Origin of the sequence: Agrobacterium sp. LY4 (assembly GCF_001526585.1) — a bacterium.
Taxonomy (GTDB): domain Bacteria; phylum Pseudomonadota; class Alphaproteobacteria; order Rhizobiales; family Rhizobiaceae; genus Agrobacterium; species Agrobacterium leguminum.
The window spans coordinates 122,348-140,309 of sequence record NZ_ASYA01000053.1 but is presented as its reverse complement, the minus strand read 5'-3'; the positions used below and the strand labels follow the sequence as shown (position 1 = coordinate 140,309).

Below are 17,962 nucleotides of genomic sequence, written 5' to 3'. Positions count from 1 at the left end.
GTAACCGCGCGCGCCCGCCATTCATGCAAATGTGATCGCCTCCAACCCGCTGCAGCCATTGCGATTAACGGGACGGTAAATCTATCGTCGTAAGCCGATACTACGCGGTGGAGTTGAAAATCCCTCCCCGCCCAGAACGACGCCAGACCTGCGGAGAGCGACCCTGAAAATCGTACCGATCGACAACGGAAACCGCGTCGCCGCCGTCGCTCTTCTGGCGAAAGGCTTCCCGGAAAAAAGCGAGGCCTTCTGGTCGCGCGGTTTGTCGCTCGTCAGCGAACATCACGAGCGGCGCGAACTCGGCGCTATCGGGCAATTGCTGATGAAGGGCGACGATGCCGCAGGTGTGCTGCTGACGATCAAAAGCCGCCTGCCGGAGACCGGCAGGATCGTCGTCAACCTGTCCAGCTGGTATGTGGAGCCTTCCTGCCGCTGGTTCGCCCCGCGCATGTTGCAGATGGCCTCCTCCAATGAGGACGAAATCTTCACCGATCTCACGCCCTCTCCCGAAGCCTGCAAGCTGAATGAGAGGCTGGGCTTTGCGACGGTGACCGATTGCACGCTTTTTTATCCGCTGCCCGTCACGGCGCTTCGCCCGGCAGGCGCACGGCTGCGCCCGCCAGGCGAGATAAAACCGGAAATACTCTCCGCCGAAATGCGCGACATGCTGGAAGACCACGCCCGTCTCGGCTGCATCGTGGCCGTGATGGAGGCGGAGAACCGCCATTACCCGCTGGTCTTCCTGAAAACCACGACCAAAAGATTGCCATCCGCGCGCCTCATCCATTGCGAAGACCGGCAGGTCGCGCAAAGGCACATATCCGCAATTGCCCGCCACCTTCTTGGCCATGGCCGGCTTGCGTTGACCATGGCGGCAATGGGCGCAGAGCGAAAGGCCGGCGGGCTTGCCGCACATAAATCTGCACCGATACAAGTAAAAGGCGCATGGAACCCACGATTTATTAACGAAGCATACTCAGAGTTGGTGTTATTGCCACCGTAGGTATTTTAGTGAGTCGTGCGCGACTTGACGGAATCTTGGCCTTTAAAGAAAAAGCGCCGTTCCGGGCAGGTCATTGGGAAACACGCGGGAAATCGGAGAACGAGCATGCTTGCAGCGAAAAAGAGTGAAATCGACGTTGCCGATACCATCTATTCCTATCTCTCCAACCGTTTTCCCGCCTATGCCCCCTTTTCCGCCGATACGTTGCTTCTCGAAGGCGGCGTGATCGATTCGCTCGGCTTTCTGGAACTGATGATCTTCCTCGGCGAGGGTTTCGGCATCATTCTCGATGACGAACATTTCACGCCTGAAAATCTCGGCACGCCGGCCGATCTCATCGCCTTCGTCCTCAGGGAACGGAGGAGATGACACCCCATTTCCTGCTGCACCACCTGCTTACCGCCCGCGCGGCGAGCGACGATCAGGCCCTCGTCCATAAGGACCGATCGCTGAATTATCGCGAATTTTCCGCAGCGGCGGCCCGTTGCGCGGCGGCATTGCAGGAAGCCGGAGCGCAACGCGGAGACCGCGTCGTCATCTATCTGCCGCGCGGCATCGAGGAATGCTGGTCGATCTTTGGCGTGAGCATGGCGTCCGGCGTCTTCGTGCCGGTGAACGCATTGCTGAAGGCGCAGCAGATTCGCCATATCGTCACGGATTGCGGCGCAAAAATCGTCATCAGCGACGCCGCGATGATGGATGAGCTGAAAGCGGCACTGGAAGACCTTCCCGACGTCACGGTGCTACTGGCGGAAGAGATGGAGGCCCGCGCCGACACACTCGCCCGGCCTTCAGCGGCAACCGGCGAAGACCTGGCCGCCATTCTTTATACCTCCGGCTCCACCGGCTCGCCCAAGGGCGTGATGCTGTCGCACCGCAATCTTCTGGCCGGCGCGCGCATCGTGCGCACCTATCTGGACATCACCGGCAGCGACCGCATTCTGTCCCTGCTGCCCTTCAGCTTCGATTATGGCCTGAACCAGTTGCTGACGGCGGTGGAACAGGGCGCGGCCACGATCATCTCCACCTTCCGACTGGGCGATGAGATCGTCCGCGATCTGCGTGACCATGCCATCACGGGTCTCGCCGGTGTGCCGACGATCTGGGCGATCCTGACGAAAGCGGCCCCGTCGCTCACAAAGACGCCTCTGCCGCATCTGCGTTACATCACCAATTCCGGCGGGCGCGTGCCGCAGGAAACCGTGAAAGCGCTACGCGAGAAGCTGCCGGACACGAAAATCTACCTGATGTATGGCCTCACGGAAGCCTTCCGCTCCACCTTCCTGCCGCCCGATGAAATCGACCGCCGCCCGACCTCCATCGGCAAGGCCATTCCCGAATGCGAAATCTTCATCGTCACCGCCGAGGGACAGAGGGCGAAGCCGGGTGAGCCTGGCATTCTCGTGCATCGCGGCCCGACCGTCTCGCTGGGTTACTGGAACCGGCCGGAGGATACGGCAAAGGTGCTGCGCCCTCACCCCTTCATTCCGGCGGCGATGGGCGGCGAGACCGTGTGTTATTCCGGCGATCTGGCGGTGGAGGACGAGGATGGTTTCTTCAGCTTCGTCGCCCGCAACGATGCGATGATCAAATCGTCGGGCTATCGCATCAGCCCGACCGAGGTTGAGGAAAGCCTGATGTCGACAGGCCTTTTCCAGCAGGTCGCCGTCATCGGCCTGCCGGACCCCTTTGCGGGCGAAAAGGTGCATGCCGTCGCAACTGCCGCCAACCAGAATATCGATGTGACGGCGGCTCTGAAGAAGGCGGCCGAAATGCTCGCCCCCTTCATGATCCCGCGCGCCATCGAACTGGTGGAACGACTGCCGGTCACGGCCAATGGCAAGGTGGATTACCGCGCGCTGGTGCGCGAACGGACGGACAATGGCGCCAACGGATAAACCCCAGAGCCACGGCCCGGCTTTTGCAGCCGCGTTATTCGACACAAGCCAGAACGATCTGATGATCGGCGGACTTCCCGTGCGCGATATTGTCGCCGGGACCGGAACGCCTTGCTTCCTCTATGACGCCGCCGCCATGCGCCGCGCCTATCGCGATCTCGAAACCGCGCTCGGCGGTTTTGCCGATATCTATTATTCGGTGAAAGCCAATCCCCTGCCCGCCATCGTCTCGCTTTTCCGGCAGGAAGGTGCGGGTGCGGAAATCGCTTCCGTCGGTGAATACCGCGCCGCCATCAAGGCCGGTGTCGCAGCGCAAAACATCATCTTCGCCGGCCCCGGCAAAGGCATGGCCGAGCTGCGCGAAGTGATCGAGGGCGGCATCGGCGAAATCCACATCGAAAGCGCCGAGGAAATCACCCGCATCGAGGCAGTCGGCAAGCCGGTCAAGGCTTCGATCCGCATCAATCCGGTGCCGGATGCACAGGCCGGCGCGATGCGCATGGGCGGCAAGGCCACCGCTTTCGGTTTCGACGAGGAAGAGCTGGAAAATGTCCTGCCGCTCTTCAAGGACGCCCGATATATCGATCTCGTCGGCGTCCATATTTACGGCGGTACGCAGATCCTCGATGCCGACATGCTTGTCTCCCAATGGAGACACGGCATTTCCCTTGCCGCGCGCATGGCCGAGATGCTCGGCAGGCCGCTCGAAACCATCGATCTCGGCGGCGGTCTCGGCATTCCCTATTTCGCAGGCGAAACGCCGCTCGATCTTGAAAAAGTCAGCGCCGCCATTGCCGATCTCAAGGCGCTCCTGAAGGCGCATCCGTTGATAACCGACGCCCATGTCATCATCGAACCCGGCCGTTTCCTCGCCGGTCCCGGCGGCGTTTATGTGGCGGAGGTGAATTCGGTAAAGACCTCGCGCGGCACCACCTTTGTGGTGATGGATGGCGGCATGCACCACCACCTCGCCGCCTCCGGCAATCTCGGCCAGATCGTCAAGCGCAATTATCCCATCGTCGCACCGGCCATGATGCTGGCGGAGCATGAGGAAACGGCAACCATCGTCGGCCCGCTCTGCACGCCGCTCGATACGCTTGCCCGCAATGCGGCGCTACCCAAGCTCAAGGCCGGCGATCTCCTCGCCATCCTGCAATCGGGCGCCTATGGCGCCAGCGCCAGCCCAGCGGGTTTTCTGAGCCATGCGGCGGCGAAGGAAGTGCTGGTGGAAAATGGGGTGTTTGAGGTGATCGGGCGCTGACGACGTTTGGTAGCGAAAACCGTAGCCGGCTTTCCTAAGGGCACACATTTGGCTGCTTACCCCGGAGCTTCCTCCAACCTCCCTCATTCCTGTGCTTGTCACAGGAATCCAGTCGACGCGCGTTTGCGCGACGGGAAGACTCCTTTCAGCCCAAGGACTTGGGCTGGCTGGATTCCTGTGACAAGCACAGGAATGAGGGAGGCGACTAACCCCGAAGCAACCTGTCCCCCACCGCGAATTTCGATTTCAGCAGACACTCGTCATACTCCGCCTCGGCAACGGAATCGAATACGATACCGCCGCCGACATTGAAGACGGCACGGCCGTCGTCAAACAGGCTGAGCGTGCGGATCGCCACGGAGAAGCGCATATCACCACTTGGAGACATGAAGCCGATTGCGCCGCAATAGGCGTCGCGCGGAGTCGCTTCCAGCTCGCGCAGGATTTTCATCGCCCACATTTTCGGTGCGCCGGTAACGGAGCCGCAGGGAAACAGGGCGGCGAAGATATCTTCCACCGCCATGTCAGGCAGAAGTTTCGCCCGCACATGGCTGACCATCTGGTGCACGGTCGGATAGGTCTCGATATCGAACAGCCGCGGCACATCAAGGCTGCCGACTTCGGTGATGCGGGAAATATCGTTGCGCAGCAGATCGACGATCATGCGGTTTTCGGCGAGCGTCTTTTCGTCCGCCAGCATTGCGGCGATAATCGCCCGGTCTTCTTCCGCATCGGCTCCGCGCGGCGTCGTTCCCTTCATCGGATGGGTTTCGATGAAACCTTCCCCGTCGACCGAGAAGAACAGTTCCGGTGAGCGCGACAGGATGACCGGGCCGCCGAGATCGACCAGCGCGCCATATTTCACCGGCTGCCGTTCGATCAGCGACCAGAAGGCCGTCAGCGGATCGCCGCTCCAGCGGGCATGAACGGGCATGGTCAGATTGCCCTGGTAACAGTCGCCGCGACGCAGATGCCCGTGCAGCCGCTCGAAACGCTGGCAATAGTCTTGAATGGTCCATGCGGGCACGGGATCGGACAGAAACGCATCCGCATCCGGCAGATTTGCCGGCCGCGCAAACCGTCCCTCATCCGGCTGCGGACCGGAAAAGACGCCGAAATTGAGAAACGGCACGTTGCGAGGCTCGTCCGCGAAAGGCGCAAGCTTCGGCTCGAACAGGAAACCCGCTTCGTAGGACATATAGCCGGCGAGGTATTTCCCGGCCCGGCGCAGCTGTTCCATGCGCTTGAGCGCAGCAAAAAACGACGCCGGTTCATCCGCGACGATGATGTCTTCCGGCTCGGTGAAGGCTGTCACCGTGCCGGTCGTATCATCCCGGAAAAGAACGTAAGGCGCGTGTGCCAAGGAAAGCGTCCGAAACAGGAGAAAAACTCGGGAAGAGTCAGATGGGGTCTATATCGCCCCGCGCCCACATTTCGATGGTTTCCGCATAAAAATCGGCGAAACGGCCTTCCTCGATAGACTTGCGGATACCCTGCATCAGCTCCTGATAATAGGCAAGATTGTGCCAGGAGAGCAGCATGCCGCCCAGCGCCTCGTTGGCGCGGGTGAGATGGTGCAGATAGGCGCGGGAATAATCGCGCGAGGCCGGGCAGTTGGACTGCTCGTCGAGCGGGCGCATATCCTCGGCATGGCGGGCATTGCGGATATTGACCTTGCCGCGACGGGTAAAGGCAAGCCCGTGGCGGCCGGAGCGGGTCGGCATCACGCAGTCGAACATGTCGATACCGCGCGCCACCGATTTCAGGATATCATCGGGCGTGCCGACGCCCATCAGGTAACGCGGTTTTTCGGTGGGCAGCACCGGCAGGGTGATATCGAGCATGCCGAGCATCACATCCTGCGGCTCTCCGACGGCAAGGCCGCCGACCGCATAACCCTTGAGATCGAGCTGCTTCAGTCCCTCTGCGGAACGGATGCGCAGATCCGGCTGGTCGCCGCCCTGCACGATGCCGAACATGGCCTTGCCGGGTTGCTCGCCAAAGGCGACGCGGCAGCGCTCGGCCCAGCGCAGCGACATTTCCATGGCGCGCTCGATTTCCTTGCGCTCGGCCGGCAGCGCGATGCATTCATCGAGCTGCATCTGGATATCCGAATCGAGCATGCCCTGAATTTCGATGGAGCGTTCCGGCGACATGTGGTGCAGAGAACCGTCCACATGGCTCTTGAAGGTCACGCCCTGCTCGTCCAGCTTGCGCAGGCCGGAAAGCGACATCACCTGAAAACCGCCGCTATCGGTGAGGATCGGATGCGGCCAGCGGATCAGCTCATGCAGGCCGCCGAGGCGGGCAACACGCTCCGGACCCGGCCGCAGCATCAGGTGATAGGTATTGCCGAGAATGATATCGGCCCCCAACTCCCGCACCTGATCGAGATACATGGCCTTGACGGTGCCGACCGTGCCGACAGGCATGAAGGCAGGCGTGCGGATCACGCCGCGCGGCATGGCGACTTCGCCGAGGCGCGCGCCGCCGCTCGTGGCTTTCAGGGTGAAGGTGAATTTGTCGTGCATCAGTTTTTCCGGAACAACAGGCTGGAATCGCCATAGGAATAAAAGCGGTATCCGGTTTCGATGGCGTGCTTATAAGCGTCACGCATCGTTTCGAGACCGCAGAAAGCCGAAACCAGCATGAACAGCGTCGATTTCGGCAGGTGGAAATTCGTCATCAGAATATCGACCGCGCGGAAGCGATATCCCGGCGTGATGAAGATGCCAGTGGCATCGGACCATGGGTGGATAACGCCATTCTCGTCGGCCGCACTTTCGATCAGGCGCAGCGAGGTGGTGCCGACGCAAACGATCCGTCCGCCGCGCGCCTTGACGGCATTCAGCCGGTCGGCGGTTTCCTGCGACACATGGCCGATCTCGAAATGCATCTTGTGATCGTCGGTATCGTCGGACTTGACCGGAAGGAAGGTGCCTGCCCCAACGTGAAGCGTCACGAAATGCCGCTCGATGCCCACCTTGTCCAGCGCGGCAAACAGATCGGGCGTGAAATGCAGCCCGGCGGTGGGAGCGGCAACGGCTCCCTTTTCGCGGGCATAGATGGTCTGGTAGTCGGTCTGATCCTGTGCATCTTCCGGACGTTTCGCGGCGATATAGGGCGGCAAGGGAATATGGCCGACGGAGGCGATTGCCTCGTCCAGCACCGGGCCGGAGACGTCGAACAGCAGCGTGATCTCGCCCTCCTCGCCCTTTTCCTCGACGGTGGCTTCCAGATGGGCAAGGCCGCAGGCATTGTCGCGCTCGTAACCGAAACGGATGCGGTCACCCTGCTTGATGCGCTTGCCGGGGCGCGCGAAGGCCTTCCAGCGAGATTGATCGGCGCGCATGTGCAGCGTGGCCGAAACCGCCGTCTCCGGCGCGCCTTCGCGCAGCCGTACACCTTCGAGCTGGGCGGGAATGACGCGGGTATCGTTGAACACCAGCGCATCGCCGGGCTTCAGGAAGGACGGCAGGTCGAAGACGCGATGGTCTTCCATACGGTTCTCATTCGGATCGACCACCAACAGGCGCGCGCTATCGCGCGGGTTCGCCGGGCGCAGGGCGATATTCTCCTCGGGCAGATCGAAATCGAACAGGTCTACACGCATGAAAGGGTCTTCCAGAAATCCAATTTGACACGGCACGGTGTTTTGCGGCCCGACGCATCCGCACCCCTCACCCCTCATTCCTGTGCTCGTCACAGGAATCCAGTCGGCGCGCGTCTGCGCGGCGGGAGGAGTCCTTTCAGCCCAGGGACTTGGGCTGGCTGGATTCCTGTGACAAGCACAGGAATGAGGGAAGAAGAGAACGGCGCGACGGATGGCAAGCGTCAAAACTGCCGCGTCCATCCTTAAAATCACGTACCGTCAATAAACGTCAAAACCCGCCTCGCATAGACTGCGAGACGGGTCGAACTGCAATTTCCAAAAAATCAGGCCGCAGAAGCGAGCTTGATGGAAACGATCGAATCCGGGTCCTTCACCGGCTCGCCGCGCTTGACCTTGTCGATGGCTTCCATGCCTTCGATGACCTGGCCCCAGACGGTGTACTGCTTGTTGAGCCACGGCGAATCCGTGAAGCAGATGAAGAACTGCGAGTTGGCGGAGTTCGGGTTCTGCGAACGGGCCATGGAGCAGGTGCCGCGCACATGCGGAATGGCGGAGAACTCGGCCTTCAGGTCCGGCTTGTCGGAGCCGCCCATGCCGGCGCGGGCCGGGTTGAAGCTTTCCGCACCCTTCTTGCCGAACTTCACGTCGCCCGTCTGGGCCATGAAGTCTTCGATGACGCGGTGGAAAACGACGCCATCGTAAGCGCCTTCCGATACGAGTTCCTTGATGCGGGCGACGTGGCCCGGAGCAACTTCCGGCAGCAGCTGGATCACGACCTTGCCGGTCGTCGTTTCCATGATGATGGTGTTTTCCGGATCCTTGATCTCGGCCATGACTATTCTCCTCTGTTCGGGCTCCATTGCCCTTACCTTACTTTTTGCCGACGGTGACCTTGATCATCCGGTCGGGGTTGGAAACTTCGCCGTTGCCGCCGGCGCCGCGCTTGATCTTGTCCACGGCTTCCATGCCGGACACGACCTTGCCGACCACGGTATATTGGCCGTTCAGGAACGGACCGTCGGCAAACATGATGAAGAACTGCGAATTAGCGGAATTCGGATCCTGCGAGCGGGCCATGCCGACCACGCCGCGCGTGAACGGAACCTTGGAGAATTCGGCCGGAATATCCGGCAGGTCGGAACCGCCGGTGCCCGCGCGCTGGGCGCTGAAGCCCTTCTCCATGTTGCCATACTGCACGTCGCCGGTCTGCGCCATGAAGCCGTCGATGACGCGGTGGAAGGCGACATTGTCATAAGCGCCCTTCTTGGCCAGCGCCTCGATCTGCGCCACGTGCTTGGGCGCGACATCCGGCATCAGTTCGATGACAACGGGGCCGTCCTTCAGCTGCACGGTCAGGAGTTCGGCGGCGGAAGCGAAGGTGCTGGCTGCGAGCGCGCCTGCAAACATGGCGCCGGCAAAGGCAAATCGAACGAGTTTCATCGGATTGGCTCCAGAATGTGGGGCTGAAGTCAGCGCTTCAGCTTGGCGTTGAGGGCTTAAGCACGGCTTTCGGCACGAAGGCGTCGACATTGCCGCCCATGGCGGCGATCTGCCGGACCAATGTGGCTGTAATGGGTCGCGACGAGGTGCCGGCGGGCAGGAATACGGTCTGGATATCGGGCGCCATCTGGCGGTTCATCCCGGCCATCTGCATTTCATAATCGAGATCGGTGCCGTCGCGCAGGCCGCGCAGCAGAAGGCGCGCACCGTGCTCTCGGGCGGCATCGACGACCAGATTATCGAAGGAGACGACTTCCATGCGCGCCGCTTCGCCCGGCAGATGTTCGGCAAGCGCCCGCTTTATCAGCCCTGCCCGCTCCTCGAAGCTGAACAGCGGCGCTTTTCCGGGATGAATGCCGACCGCAACGATAACTTTCGACGCCACGTTCAGCGCCTGAATAAGCACATCCAGATGTCCGTTGGTCATCGGATCGAAGGATCCTGGATAAAAGGCAATCGTCATATCGCTCTCAGGTGGTGGGCGCGTCTCGACGCTTCAGCATATGTGCCGCCTTTTGTCATGGAGAGGCACGCGGCGCAAGACTTTATAACCACCCCTCACAAGCGCGGCTGCGGCGTGAACCGCGGATGAATGGGCCGTTCAGTGCGGTTTCACAGCTATTTTGTCTAAATGCACGGCATCGGGAAACCGAAACGCCCCTCACTCGTTAAGCATCCGGAGAATTGAAAATGCTGGCCTTCATGATCGTCCTTTCGATCATCGCTTCATTCGCTGCCGAGTATCTTTTTCTCGAATGACGACATCAGCCAGTTTCCTGAACGCCAGATGAACGAGCCATTCAAGGAAGTTTCACAGGCGCGATGCTAATCGATTTTTACGGTTGACGCGGAACATGTCGAGACATGGCGCGTTAAGAAAGAACCAAAGGAACGGACAGATGTTTATAAGAGAAAAACAGTCTACTTCGGCGAAAATCAGCGTCATCAGCACAGCCTGGACAGTACTGGTTATCGCAATGGTAGCAACGACGTTTAGCCTTTATGAACAGAAGCCTGAAAAGCTGGGCCCGGACTATCCGCAGCTGACCGCCCGTTATCAGTATATGAATTACTACTGATAACGGAGAGAATTTTCTCGAAACTCCCGGAGACGATATCATGTTCACATTTCTGACAATGCTTCTTGCCCTGATCAGCGTTATGTTCGTGACATCGATGGTCTCCGTGGTCGCCGAGATGCGACGTGAAGACGAGGAATTCAAGGCGATGATCCGGCGCGACCGCGCCTTCTGAGCGCGACGGGCCGGACAGACGGCCGCTTAAAAGTGATTCTTTTCAACCGCCTGGACCTTCCGGGCGGTTTTATTTTGCGCCTCGCAGGGGGCAACGCGGCGAAGACGATGGCGGAAAATCCCGCCTCCAATCACACAAGCGTTTTCAAAACCCCGTTTTTCCAAGGCAAATTCCCTTCAATTTCCGTTTGGATTGATTTAAGGAACGCCGATACGTTGCGGGCCGGACAGCCGGCGACCGCGATGACGTTCCTGTGAGGTTTGCATAACGATGCTCGATTCCCTGAGAAATGCTTCTCGAACCATGGCAGCCAAGCTGCTGCTTCTCCTGCTTGTTGTCTCTTTTGGCATCTGGGGCGTTTCCGCATCGCTTGTCACCGCCAATTCCCACGCCGTCATGACGGTGGGCGACCAGACGGTCAGCCCGGAGGAATTCCGCCTCGCCTATCAGCGCCAGATTTCCGATCTCAGCCGCCAGTTCGGCACAAGGCTGACGACCGAGCAGGCCAAGGCCTTCGGCATCGACCGTCAGGTCTTCAGCCAGCTTGCGGCCGGTGCAGCGCTTGACGAGCTCGCGTCCAGAATGAATCTCGGCCTTTCGGAAAACCGCCTCGCCAATCTCATTGCCGAAGACCCGGCCTTCAAGGCGGTGAACGGCCAGTTCGACCGCAATCTCTTCAGCGAGCGCCTGCGCAATTCCGGTTTCCGCGAGGATGACTATATCAAGGAACGCAGCAAGGTCGCCGTCCGCAGCCAGATCGTCGAAGCTGTCTCCGACGGTTTTGCCGCGCCGCAGGTGCTGGTGGATGCGCTGAAGCAATATCGCAACGAGCAGCGCGCCGTCGACTACGTCATTCTTTCGAACGCCGTCATTCCGCCGGTCAAGGCGCCCGGCGACGACGTGCTTGCCCCCTGGTTCGAAACCAACAAGACGAAATATCGCGCGCCCGAGTTCCGCAAGTTTACCTATGTGAAGCTTGAGCCGTCCGATATCGCCGATCAGGCCGCCGTCACCGACGCCCAGATCGCCGATTATTATAACAGCCATAAGGACAGCTTCCGCACCGCCGGCCGTCGCACGGTGGAGCAGCTGACCTTCCCTGAAAAGGAAATGGCGGAGGCCGCCGCTGAGCAGATCCGCCTCGGCAACACCACCTATGACCAGGTGGTGAAGGATCAGGGCAAGACCGCTTCCGACGTCACGCTCGGCGAATTCACCAAGGATACCATCCCCGACCAGTCGATTGCCGACGCGGCTTTCGCCATCCAGAAGGACGGCGGTGTGTCGCCGGTGGTCCAGGGTTCCTTCGGCCCGGTTCTCCTGCGCGTCACCGGCATCAAGCCGGAAACGACCCGCACGCTGGAAGAGGCGAAGGAAGATATCCGCAAGGACCTCGCCACCGCCGCCGCTGCGGAAGAAATCACCAATGTTCACGACCGTTACGAGGATCTGCGCGCCGGCGGTTCTTCGCTCGCCGATGCGGCAACGCAGCTGAACCTGAAACCCGTCACCATCGCCGCCATCGACGCTTCCGGCCTCGATGAAAAGGGTGATGCGGTTCAGGGCCTGCCTTCCCCGCAGCTCGCGCAGGAGGTCTTCAAGACCGAACCCGGCACGGAAGCGCTGCCGATCAATCTCGGCCGTGAAGGCTACATCTGGTTCGATGTCGACCAGATCATCGCCGCCCGCGACCGCACGCTTGCCGAAGTTCGCGACGATGTCGTGGCCGACTGGACGGCGGAGCAGCAACGCAACGCGCTCGCCGCCAAGGCCGAGGAACTGAAGGCGCGCGTCGAAAAGGGCGACACGCTGGAAGCCGTGGCCGGTGAGCTGAGCCTTGCCGTCGAACAGAAATCCGGCCTGCGCCGCAACAGCGAAGACGCTATTTTCGGTCAGCAGACGATCGCGGCGGTCTTCTCCGGCGCGGAGGGCAAGGTGGGCACGGCGGCCGATGCCGACGGTTCCAGCCGTATCCTCTTCAAGGTCACCTCGGTCGACACCAATGCGCCTGCCGACGCGCTCGCCAATGACGACCAGCAGTTCGCCGCCATTGCCCGCGCGGCCGGCGACGACATGCTGGACCAGATGGTCAACCGCCTGCAGAATGACTATGGTGTCACCATCAATCAGGCCCTCGCCGATCAGGCGATGGTCGGCTTCTAACCCGGGGGGCGACAAGATGGCCGAACTGAAGCCGCTGATCGCCAAGGTCGCCAATGGAGAAAGCCTGAACCGCGAGGAATCGCGGGCGGCTTTCGACATTCTGATGTCGGGCGAAGCCACGCCGTCGCAGATCGGCGGTTTCCTGATGGCGCTGCGCGTGCGCGGCGAGACGGTGGACGAAATCGTCGGCGCCGTCTCCTCCATGCGTGCCCGGATGCTGCCGGTTTCGGCCCCCGCCAATGCCATCGATATCGTCGGCACCGGCGGTGACGGCATCGGCACCTATAATATCTCGACGCTCGCCTCGATCATCGTCGCCGGCACCGGCCTGCCGGTCGCCAAGCACGGCAACCGGGCTCTGAGCTCCAAATCCGGCACGGCGGATGCGCTCTCGGCGCTCGGCGTGAAGCTCGATATCGGTCCGGAACTCATCGCCCGCTGCATCAGCGAGGCGGGTCTCGGTTTCATGTTCGCGCAGCTGCACCATTCGGCCATGCGGCATGTCGGCCCGAGCCGCGTCGAACTCGGCACGCGCACCATCTTCAACCTGCTCGGGCCCCTCTCCAACCCGGCCGGCGCCAAACGGCAACTGCTCGGCGTCTTTTCGCCGCGCTGGCTGGTGCCGCTTGCCGAAGTGCTGCGCGATCTGGGTTCGGAAAGCATCTGGGTCGTGCATGGCGACGGCATGGACGAGGTGACGACCACGGGCGTTACCCATGTCGCGGCACTGGAAAATGGCAAGATCCGCACCTTCGACCTGACGCCGAAGGATTTCGGTGTCGAGCCCGCTTCCATGGAAGATCTGAAGGGCGGAGACGGGATTGCCAATGCGGCGGCGCTGCGCGAGGTCCTGTCCGGCAAGCGCAACGCCTATCGCGACGTATCGCTGTGCAACGCGGCCGCAGCGCTGGTTATCGCCGGCAAGGCGGAGACACTGTCTCAGGCGATGGCGATCGTCAGCGAGGCGCTGGACAGCGGCAAGGCCGCAGCCGCGCTCGACCGTCTGGTTGCCGTGTCCAACGAGGATCAGGAATGAGAGCGAGACCATGAGCGACATTCTGAAAAAGATCGAAATTTACAAGCGCGAGGAAATCGCCGCCGCCAAGGCGAAGGTTTCGCTGGCCGACCTGAAGGCCATGGCCGCAGGCCAGAGCGCACCGCGCGGTTTCTACAGGGCGCTCCGGGCAAAGCAGGCCGAAGGCAAGTTCGGCCTGATCGCCGAAATCAAGAAGGCCAGCCCCTCCAAGGGCCTCATCCGTCCGGATTTCGATCCGCCGGCGCTGGCCGCCGCCTATGAAGCCGGTGGCGCCGCCTGTCTTTCGGTGCTGACGGATAGCCCAAGCTTTCAGGGCGCCCCGGAATTCCTGACCGCCGCCCGCAATGCCTGCGCCCTGCCGGCGCTGCGCAAGGATTTCATGTTCGAGACCTATCAGGTGCATGAGGCGCGCGCCTGGGGCGCGGACTGCATTCTCCTCATCATGGCCTCGCTGTCCGACGACGAGGCGAAACGCCTTGAAGACGAGGCTTTCGCGCTCGGCATGGATGTGCTGGTGGAAGTGCATGACGAGGAAGAAACGGAACGGGCGCTGAAGCTTTCCTCGCCGCTTCTCGGCATCAACAACCGCAACCTGCGCACCTTCGAGGTCAGCCTCGAAACCAGCGAGAAACTGGCGGGCCTCGTGCCGGCCGAAAAGCTGCTGGTCGGCGAAAGCGGCATCTTCACCTTCGAGGATTGTAAGCGTCTCGAAAAAAGCGGCATCGGCACCTTCCTCGTCGGCGAAAGCCTGATGCGCAAGGACGATGTGACAGCGGCCACCAAAGCCCTGCTGACCGGCCAATCCGGCATTCTGGCCGCGGAATAATGCACCGATGAGCGAGGCGGGAAAGCTCACCCATATCGATGCCGGCGGCGAAGCGCATATGGTCGATGTCGGCGACAAGGCCGAGACCGTCCGTGTTGCCGTCGCCGAAGGCTTCGTGAAGATGAAGCCGGAAACGCTGGCGCTCATCCGCGAGGGCAACGCCAAGAAGGGCGATGTCATCGGCACCGCACGCCTCGCCGGCATCATGGCCGCCAAGCAGACGGCAAACCTCATCCCGCTCTGCCATCCGCTGATGCTGACCAAGGTGGCGGTGGACATTGCCGAAGACGCCGCCCTGCCCGGCCTGCGGGTCGAAGCGCTGGTGAAACTGTCCGGCAAGACCGGCGTGGAGATGGAAGCGCTGACCGCCGTATCCATCGCCTGCCTGACGATCTACGACATGGCCAAGGCCGCCGACAAGGCGATGGAAATCGTCAATATCCGCCTTCTGGAAAAGAGCGGCGGCAAATCCGGCGATTTCCGGCGACAGGAGACTTGAATGAAACCGCTGCTGCCCGTGGATGAGGCCATGAGACGCCTTCTGGAAGCAGCGGTTCCGGTGACCGAAAGCGAAACCCTGCCGCTCGCCGAATGCGATGGCCGGGTTCTCTCGGCCGATCTCACCGCACGCCTCACCCAGCCCCCCTTCGATGCCTCGGCCATGGACGGTTATGCGCTGCGCAGCGCCGATGCGGCGGAGATCGGCTCGGTCCTCACCGTCATCGGTCAGGCCGCCGCCGGCCATGCTTTTACCGGCACGGTGGGTGACGGCCAGGCCGTGCGCATCTTCACCGGCGCGCCCGTGCCGCAGGATGCGGACACCATTCTCATTCAGGAAGATGCCGAAGTGCTGGAGGGCGGAAAAATCCGCACCGCCTTCGACGTCACCGCCGGGCGACATATCCGCCCGCGCGGACAGGATTTTACCGAAGGCGAAGCAGCCCTGAAGGCCGGGCGGGAACTCGGTTTCACCGACCTGACACTGGCGGCGGCGATGAACCATGCCGCGCTCACCGTCTATCGCAGGCCACGCGTCGCCATCCTCGCCACCGGCGATGAGTTGCTGCCGCCGGGAAGCGCGCCGCAGCCCGCCCAGATCATCGCCTCCAACACCTTCGGCGTCGCCGCCCTCGCCCGGCAGGCCGGTGCCGAGGTTCTCGATCTCGGCATCATCGCCGATGATGACAGGCTGATCCGCGCCGCCATCGGCAAGGCGGTCGCGGCGAAGGTCGATGTGCTGGTGACGCTCGGCGGCGCCTCCGTCGGCGACCACGACCTCGTGCAGGCCGCCTTGAAGGCGGAGGGCATGCAGCTGGATTTCTGGCGCATCGCCATGCGTCCGGGGAAACCGCTGATGGTCGGATCCATCGGCGCCATGCAGGTTCTGGGCCTGCCCGGAAACCCGGTTGCAAGCCTCGTCTGCGGCCTGCTGTTCCTCGAACCGCTGCTCCGCAGCATCGCCCGCCGCGCGCCGCTGCAACGCACGACGACCGCCCGCACCGCGACGCCATTGAAAGCGAATGATCACCGGCAGGATTATCTGCGCGCCCGTTTCAGCACGGACGAAAACGGCCTGCTGGTGGCGGAAGCCCATGCGAAGCAGGATTCATCGATGATGAAGATATTGGCCCATTCCGACGGCTTGATCGTGCGCCCGCCAAATGCGCCGGCGGCGGCGGCCGGAACGGAATGCCCGGTCATCCGGCTGAGATCCTGACACGCAGGCGATAAGGCCGGACCTGCGGCCGGCAGCATAACTGGCCTCTTCCTGAACCTTACCGAATGGTTACCGCACCGTTACAAAACGGCACTGACGCGTGCCGCATGGCACAGAAACCGAAGATAAGACTGTAACATTCCTGTATCCCGACACGAATGATAAAAAAAACCGCCTATAGGCGGGATCTCCACGAATTCAAAAACCACCGTGCCTTTCCGCCCCGGGATTATTTCTCCATATTGTTGTGCCAAAATAAATCACACGAATCCCGTTATTGGGATTGACAGAATAAATGCGATGCTGTCACCAAGGCGAATAGTAGAGGGAAAAAGTTCCGGAATTCTTCAAAATGAAAATTACTTATATTTATCAATTAAATAAAATAAAAAGTGACGAAAATGAAGTTTCCGGGCACAAAAATTAGTTTCCCATAAATTAAGCTTTCCAAAACGAGCTTCATAATAATAATCATAGTCGATAAGCAGACTCACTGGAGTTTCTTGATGAACACGGCATCCACGCCCAAAACCACGGGGCCCGACATTGCCGGGCAGATTGCCTATGCCATGCGGAGCATGGGTGTTTCGCCGATCCCGCGTAACTACAGCCTCTTTTACGAAGCCTATATCGGTTCGAACCCTGCCCTGACGAAGGATCTGGCAGCGCTTGGAAACCGGGTCACGCAGGAGGATCTGGACGAGCTGTCCTCACGTTACGGGGAAGGCAATCCCGCCCGGTCCATCGACGATGCGCATGAGAAGCTCAGGCGCGAACTGGAGGGCCTTCTGGGCACGCTGAGGCGCGAACAATCCTCCATCGAAAACTACAACAGGATTCTCGGCGAAACGCGCCAGCGCATCGATGACAAGAATGCCGCCAGCAGCAATATTCTGAGGAATGCGATTTCGCTGCTGGCCGAGGCCACCGGCTCGAAGATCATCGACGGCGAAAAGGCCTTCAACGATGTCAACCGCCATGCCGAGGAGATGCATCAGGTGCGTCTGGAGCTGGATGAGTACAAGCGCATCGCCAATACGGATTCGCTGACGCGCCTCTCCAACCGGCGCGCCTTCGACGACCGGCTGGCATCTGTCTATGACAGCTCCATCGGCCTGCAATATACCACGCTCGTCCTGCTCGATATCGATCATTTCAAGCGGATCAACGACACTTTCGGCCATCCGGTCGGCGACAAGATTCTCGCCACCGTCGCCTCGGTCATCCGCGCCAATGTCCGCAAGGATGGTTTTGTCGCCAGAAGCGGCGGCGAGGAATTCGCCATCATTCTGGACGGCAATACGCCGGAAGAGGTGATGGTGATGTGCGAGCGCATCCGCCTGTCGCTGGAAAGCACGCCCTTCCGCAATTCGAGATCGGGCGCCGACTACGGCACGGTGACGATCTCCCTCGGCTTCGCTTCCGCCGCACAGGCCACCAACCCGAGCGAGCTTTACGGCCATGCCGACACCGCGCTCTACCATGCCAAGGAAACCGGCCGGAACCGCTCCGTCTATTACGAGGACGGCATGCAGAAGAACTATACCGGCAAGAACTGGCTGATCTATCGGACGTGAAGAGCGACACTGGTAGGTAGCATCGAATGCAGCGCCCTCTCTCCCTCATTCCTGTGCTTGTCACAGGAATCCAGTCGACGCGCGTCTGCGCGGCGGGAGAGTCCCTTCAGCCCA

At 61.0% G+C, this 17,962-nt stretch carries 19 protein-coding genes; 13 read left to right on the top strand and 6 right to left on the bottom strand.

Annotated features, from left to right (window positions below; genetic code table 11):
- Positions 1-262: 262 nt before the first annotated feature.
- From L904_RS25460 to L904_RS25445, 4 genes are all read left to right on the top strand, one after another.
- Positions 263-1,003 carry a hypothetical protein gene (locus L904_RS25460; RefSeq protein ID WP_031233877.1) on the top strand — a complete coding sequence of 247 codons (741 nt, stop codon included), beginning with the start codon at positions 263-265 and terminating at the stop codon, positions 1,001-1,003.
- Between the two features lie 105 nt (positions 1,004-1,108).
- The gene (locus L904_RS25455; protein WP_020810249.1) at positions 1,109-1,372 is read left to right on the top strand and encodes an acyl carrier protein; all 264 of its coding nucleotides are present in this window, start codon (positions 1,109-1,111) and stop codon (positions 1,370-1,372) included.
- The gene (locus L904_RS25450; protein ID WP_020810248.1) at positions 1,369-2,901 is read left to right on the top strand and encodes an AMP-binding protein; all 1,533 of its coding nucleotides are present in this window, start codon (positions 1,369-1,371) and stop codon (positions 2,899-2,901) included. Before L904_RS25455 ends, L904_RS25450 begins: the two co-directional genes overlap by 4 nt.
- The gene (locus L904_RS25445) at positions 2,885-4,162 is read left to right on the top strand and encodes a type III PLP-dependent enzyme (RefSeq protein WP_020810247.1); all 1,278 of its coding nucleotides are present in this window, start codon (positions 2,885-2,887) and stop codon (positions 4,160-4,162) included. The genes L904_RS25450 and L904_RS25445 overlap by 17 nt, the downstream gene beginning before the upstream one ends.
- A gap of 205 nt (positions 4,163-4,367) precedes the next feature.
- Here the strand turns inward: L904_RS25445 and L904_RS25440 are convergent, their stop codons facing one another.
- The 6 genes from L904_RS25440 to coaD all read right to left on the bottom strand — a co-directional run bounded on the left by L904_RS25440 (position 4,368) and on the right by coaD (position 9,738).
- On the bottom strand, positions 4,368-5,525 hold the full coding sequence (locus tag L904_RS25440; RefSeq protein ID WP_031233876.1) for an aminodeoxychorismate synthase component I: 1,158 nt from the start codon (positions 5,523-5,525) through the stop codon (positions 4,368-4,370).
- 37 nt (positions 5,526-5,562) lie between these two features.
- A complete protein-coding gene (gene tgt, locus L904_RS25435; protein WP_031233875.1) occupies positions 5,563-6,693 on the bottom strand; it encodes a tRNA guanosine(34) transglycosylase Tgt in 1,131 nt (376 codons plus the stop codon).
- On the bottom strand, positions 6,693-7,775 hold the full coding sequence (gene queA / locus L904_RS25430) for a tRNA preQ1(34) S-adenosylmethionine ribosyltransferase-isomerase QueA (protein WP_020810246.1): 1,083 nt from the start codon (positions 7,773-7,775) through the stop codon (positions 6,693-6,695). The genes tgt and queA overlap by 1 nt, the downstream gene beginning before the upstream one ends.
- 323 nt (positions 7,776-8,098) lie before the next feature.
- Positions 8,099-8,608: a peptidylprolyl isomerase gene (locus L904_RS25425; RefSeq protein ID WP_020810245.1), complete on the bottom strand. Its 510-nt coding sequence runs from the start codon at positions 8,606-8,608 to the stop codon at positions 8,099-8,101.
- Positions 8,609-8,645: 37 nt separating this feature from the next.
- Positions 8,646-9,215 (bottom strand): peptidylprolyl isomerase, encoded by a 570-nt coding sequence (locus L904_RS25420; RefSeq protein ID WP_020810244.1) that lies wholly within the window; start codon positions 9,213-9,215, stop codon positions 8,646-8,648.
- Between the two features lie 37 nt (positions 9,216-9,252).
- On the bottom strand, positions 9,253-9,738 hold the full coding sequence (gene coaD / locus L904_RS25415) for a pantetheine-phosphate adenylyltransferase (RefSeq protein ID WP_059775535.1): 486 nt from the start codon (positions 9,736-9,738) through the stop codon (positions 9,253-9,255).
- 436 nt (positions 9,739-10,174) lie between these two features.
- Between coaD and L904_RS25410 the strand changes: the two genes are divergently transcribed.
- The 9 genes from L904_RS25410 (at position 10,175) to L904_RS25375 (ending at position 17,848) form a co-directional block, all read left to right on the top strand.
- Positions 10,175-10,354: a hypothetical protein gene (locus L904_RS25410; RefSeq protein WP_003522749.1), complete on the top strand. Its 180-nt coding sequence runs from the start codon at positions 10,175-10,177 to the stop codon at positions 10,352-10,354.
- Positions 10,355-10,394: 40 nt separating this feature from the next.
- Complete coding sequence (locus L904_RS28550) at positions 10,395-10,529, top strand: hypothetical protein (RefSeq protein ID WP_003522748.1); 135 nt, start codon at positions 10,395-10,397, stop codon at positions 10,527-10,529.
- A gap of 32 nt (positions 10,530-10,561) precedes the next feature.
- The gene (locus tag L904_RS25405) at positions 10,562-10,786 is read left to right on the top strand and encodes a hypothetical protein (protein WP_035261309.1); all 225 of its coding nucleotides are present in this window, start codon (positions 10,562-10,564) and stop codon (positions 10,784-10,786) included.
- A 13-nt stretch (positions 10,787-10,799) separates the two neighbouring features.
- A complete protein-coding gene (locus L904_RS25400; protein ID WP_080707256.1) occupies positions 10,800-12,692 on the top strand; it encodes a peptidylprolyl isomerase in 1,893 nt (630 codons plus the stop codon).
- A gap of 16 nt (positions 12,693-12,708) precedes the next feature.
- Positions 12,709-13,728 carry an anthranilate phosphoribosyltransferase gene (trpD, locus tag L904_RS25395; RefSeq protein WP_020809137.1) on the top strand — a complete coding sequence of 340 codons (1,020 nt, stop codon included), beginning with the start codon at positions 12,709-12,711 and terminating at the stop codon, positions 13,726-13,728.
- Positions 13,729-13,738: 10 nt separating this feature from the next.
- Complete coding sequence (gene trpC / locus L904_RS25390) at positions 13,739-14,554, top strand: indole-3-glycerol phosphate synthase TrpC (RefSeq protein WP_020809136.1); 816 nt, start codon at positions 13,739-13,741, stop codon at positions 14,552-14,554.
- Positions 14,555-14,561: 7 nt separating this feature from the next.
- Entirely contained in the window at positions 14,562-15,053 is a 492-nt protein-coding gene (moaC, locus tag L904_RS25385) for a cyclic pyranopterin monophosphate synthase MoaC (RefSeq protein WP_020809135.1), read from the top strand.
- The gene (gene glp / locus L904_RS25380; protein ID WP_020809134.1) at positions 15,054-16,271 is read left to right on the top strand and encodes a gephyrin-like molybdotransferase Glp; all 1,218 of its coding nucleotides are present in this window, start codon (positions 15,054-15,056) and stop codon (positions 16,269-16,271) included.
- A gap of 506 nt (positions 16,272-16,777) precedes the next feature.
- The gene (locus L904_RS25375; RefSeq protein ID WP_020809132.1) at positions 16,778-17,848 is read left to right on the top strand and encodes a GGDEF domain-containing protein; all 1,071 of its coding nucleotides are present in this window, start codon (positions 16,778-16,780) and stop codon (positions 17,846-17,848) included.
- The last annotated feature ends 114 nt before the right edge of the window (positions 17,849-17,962 follow it).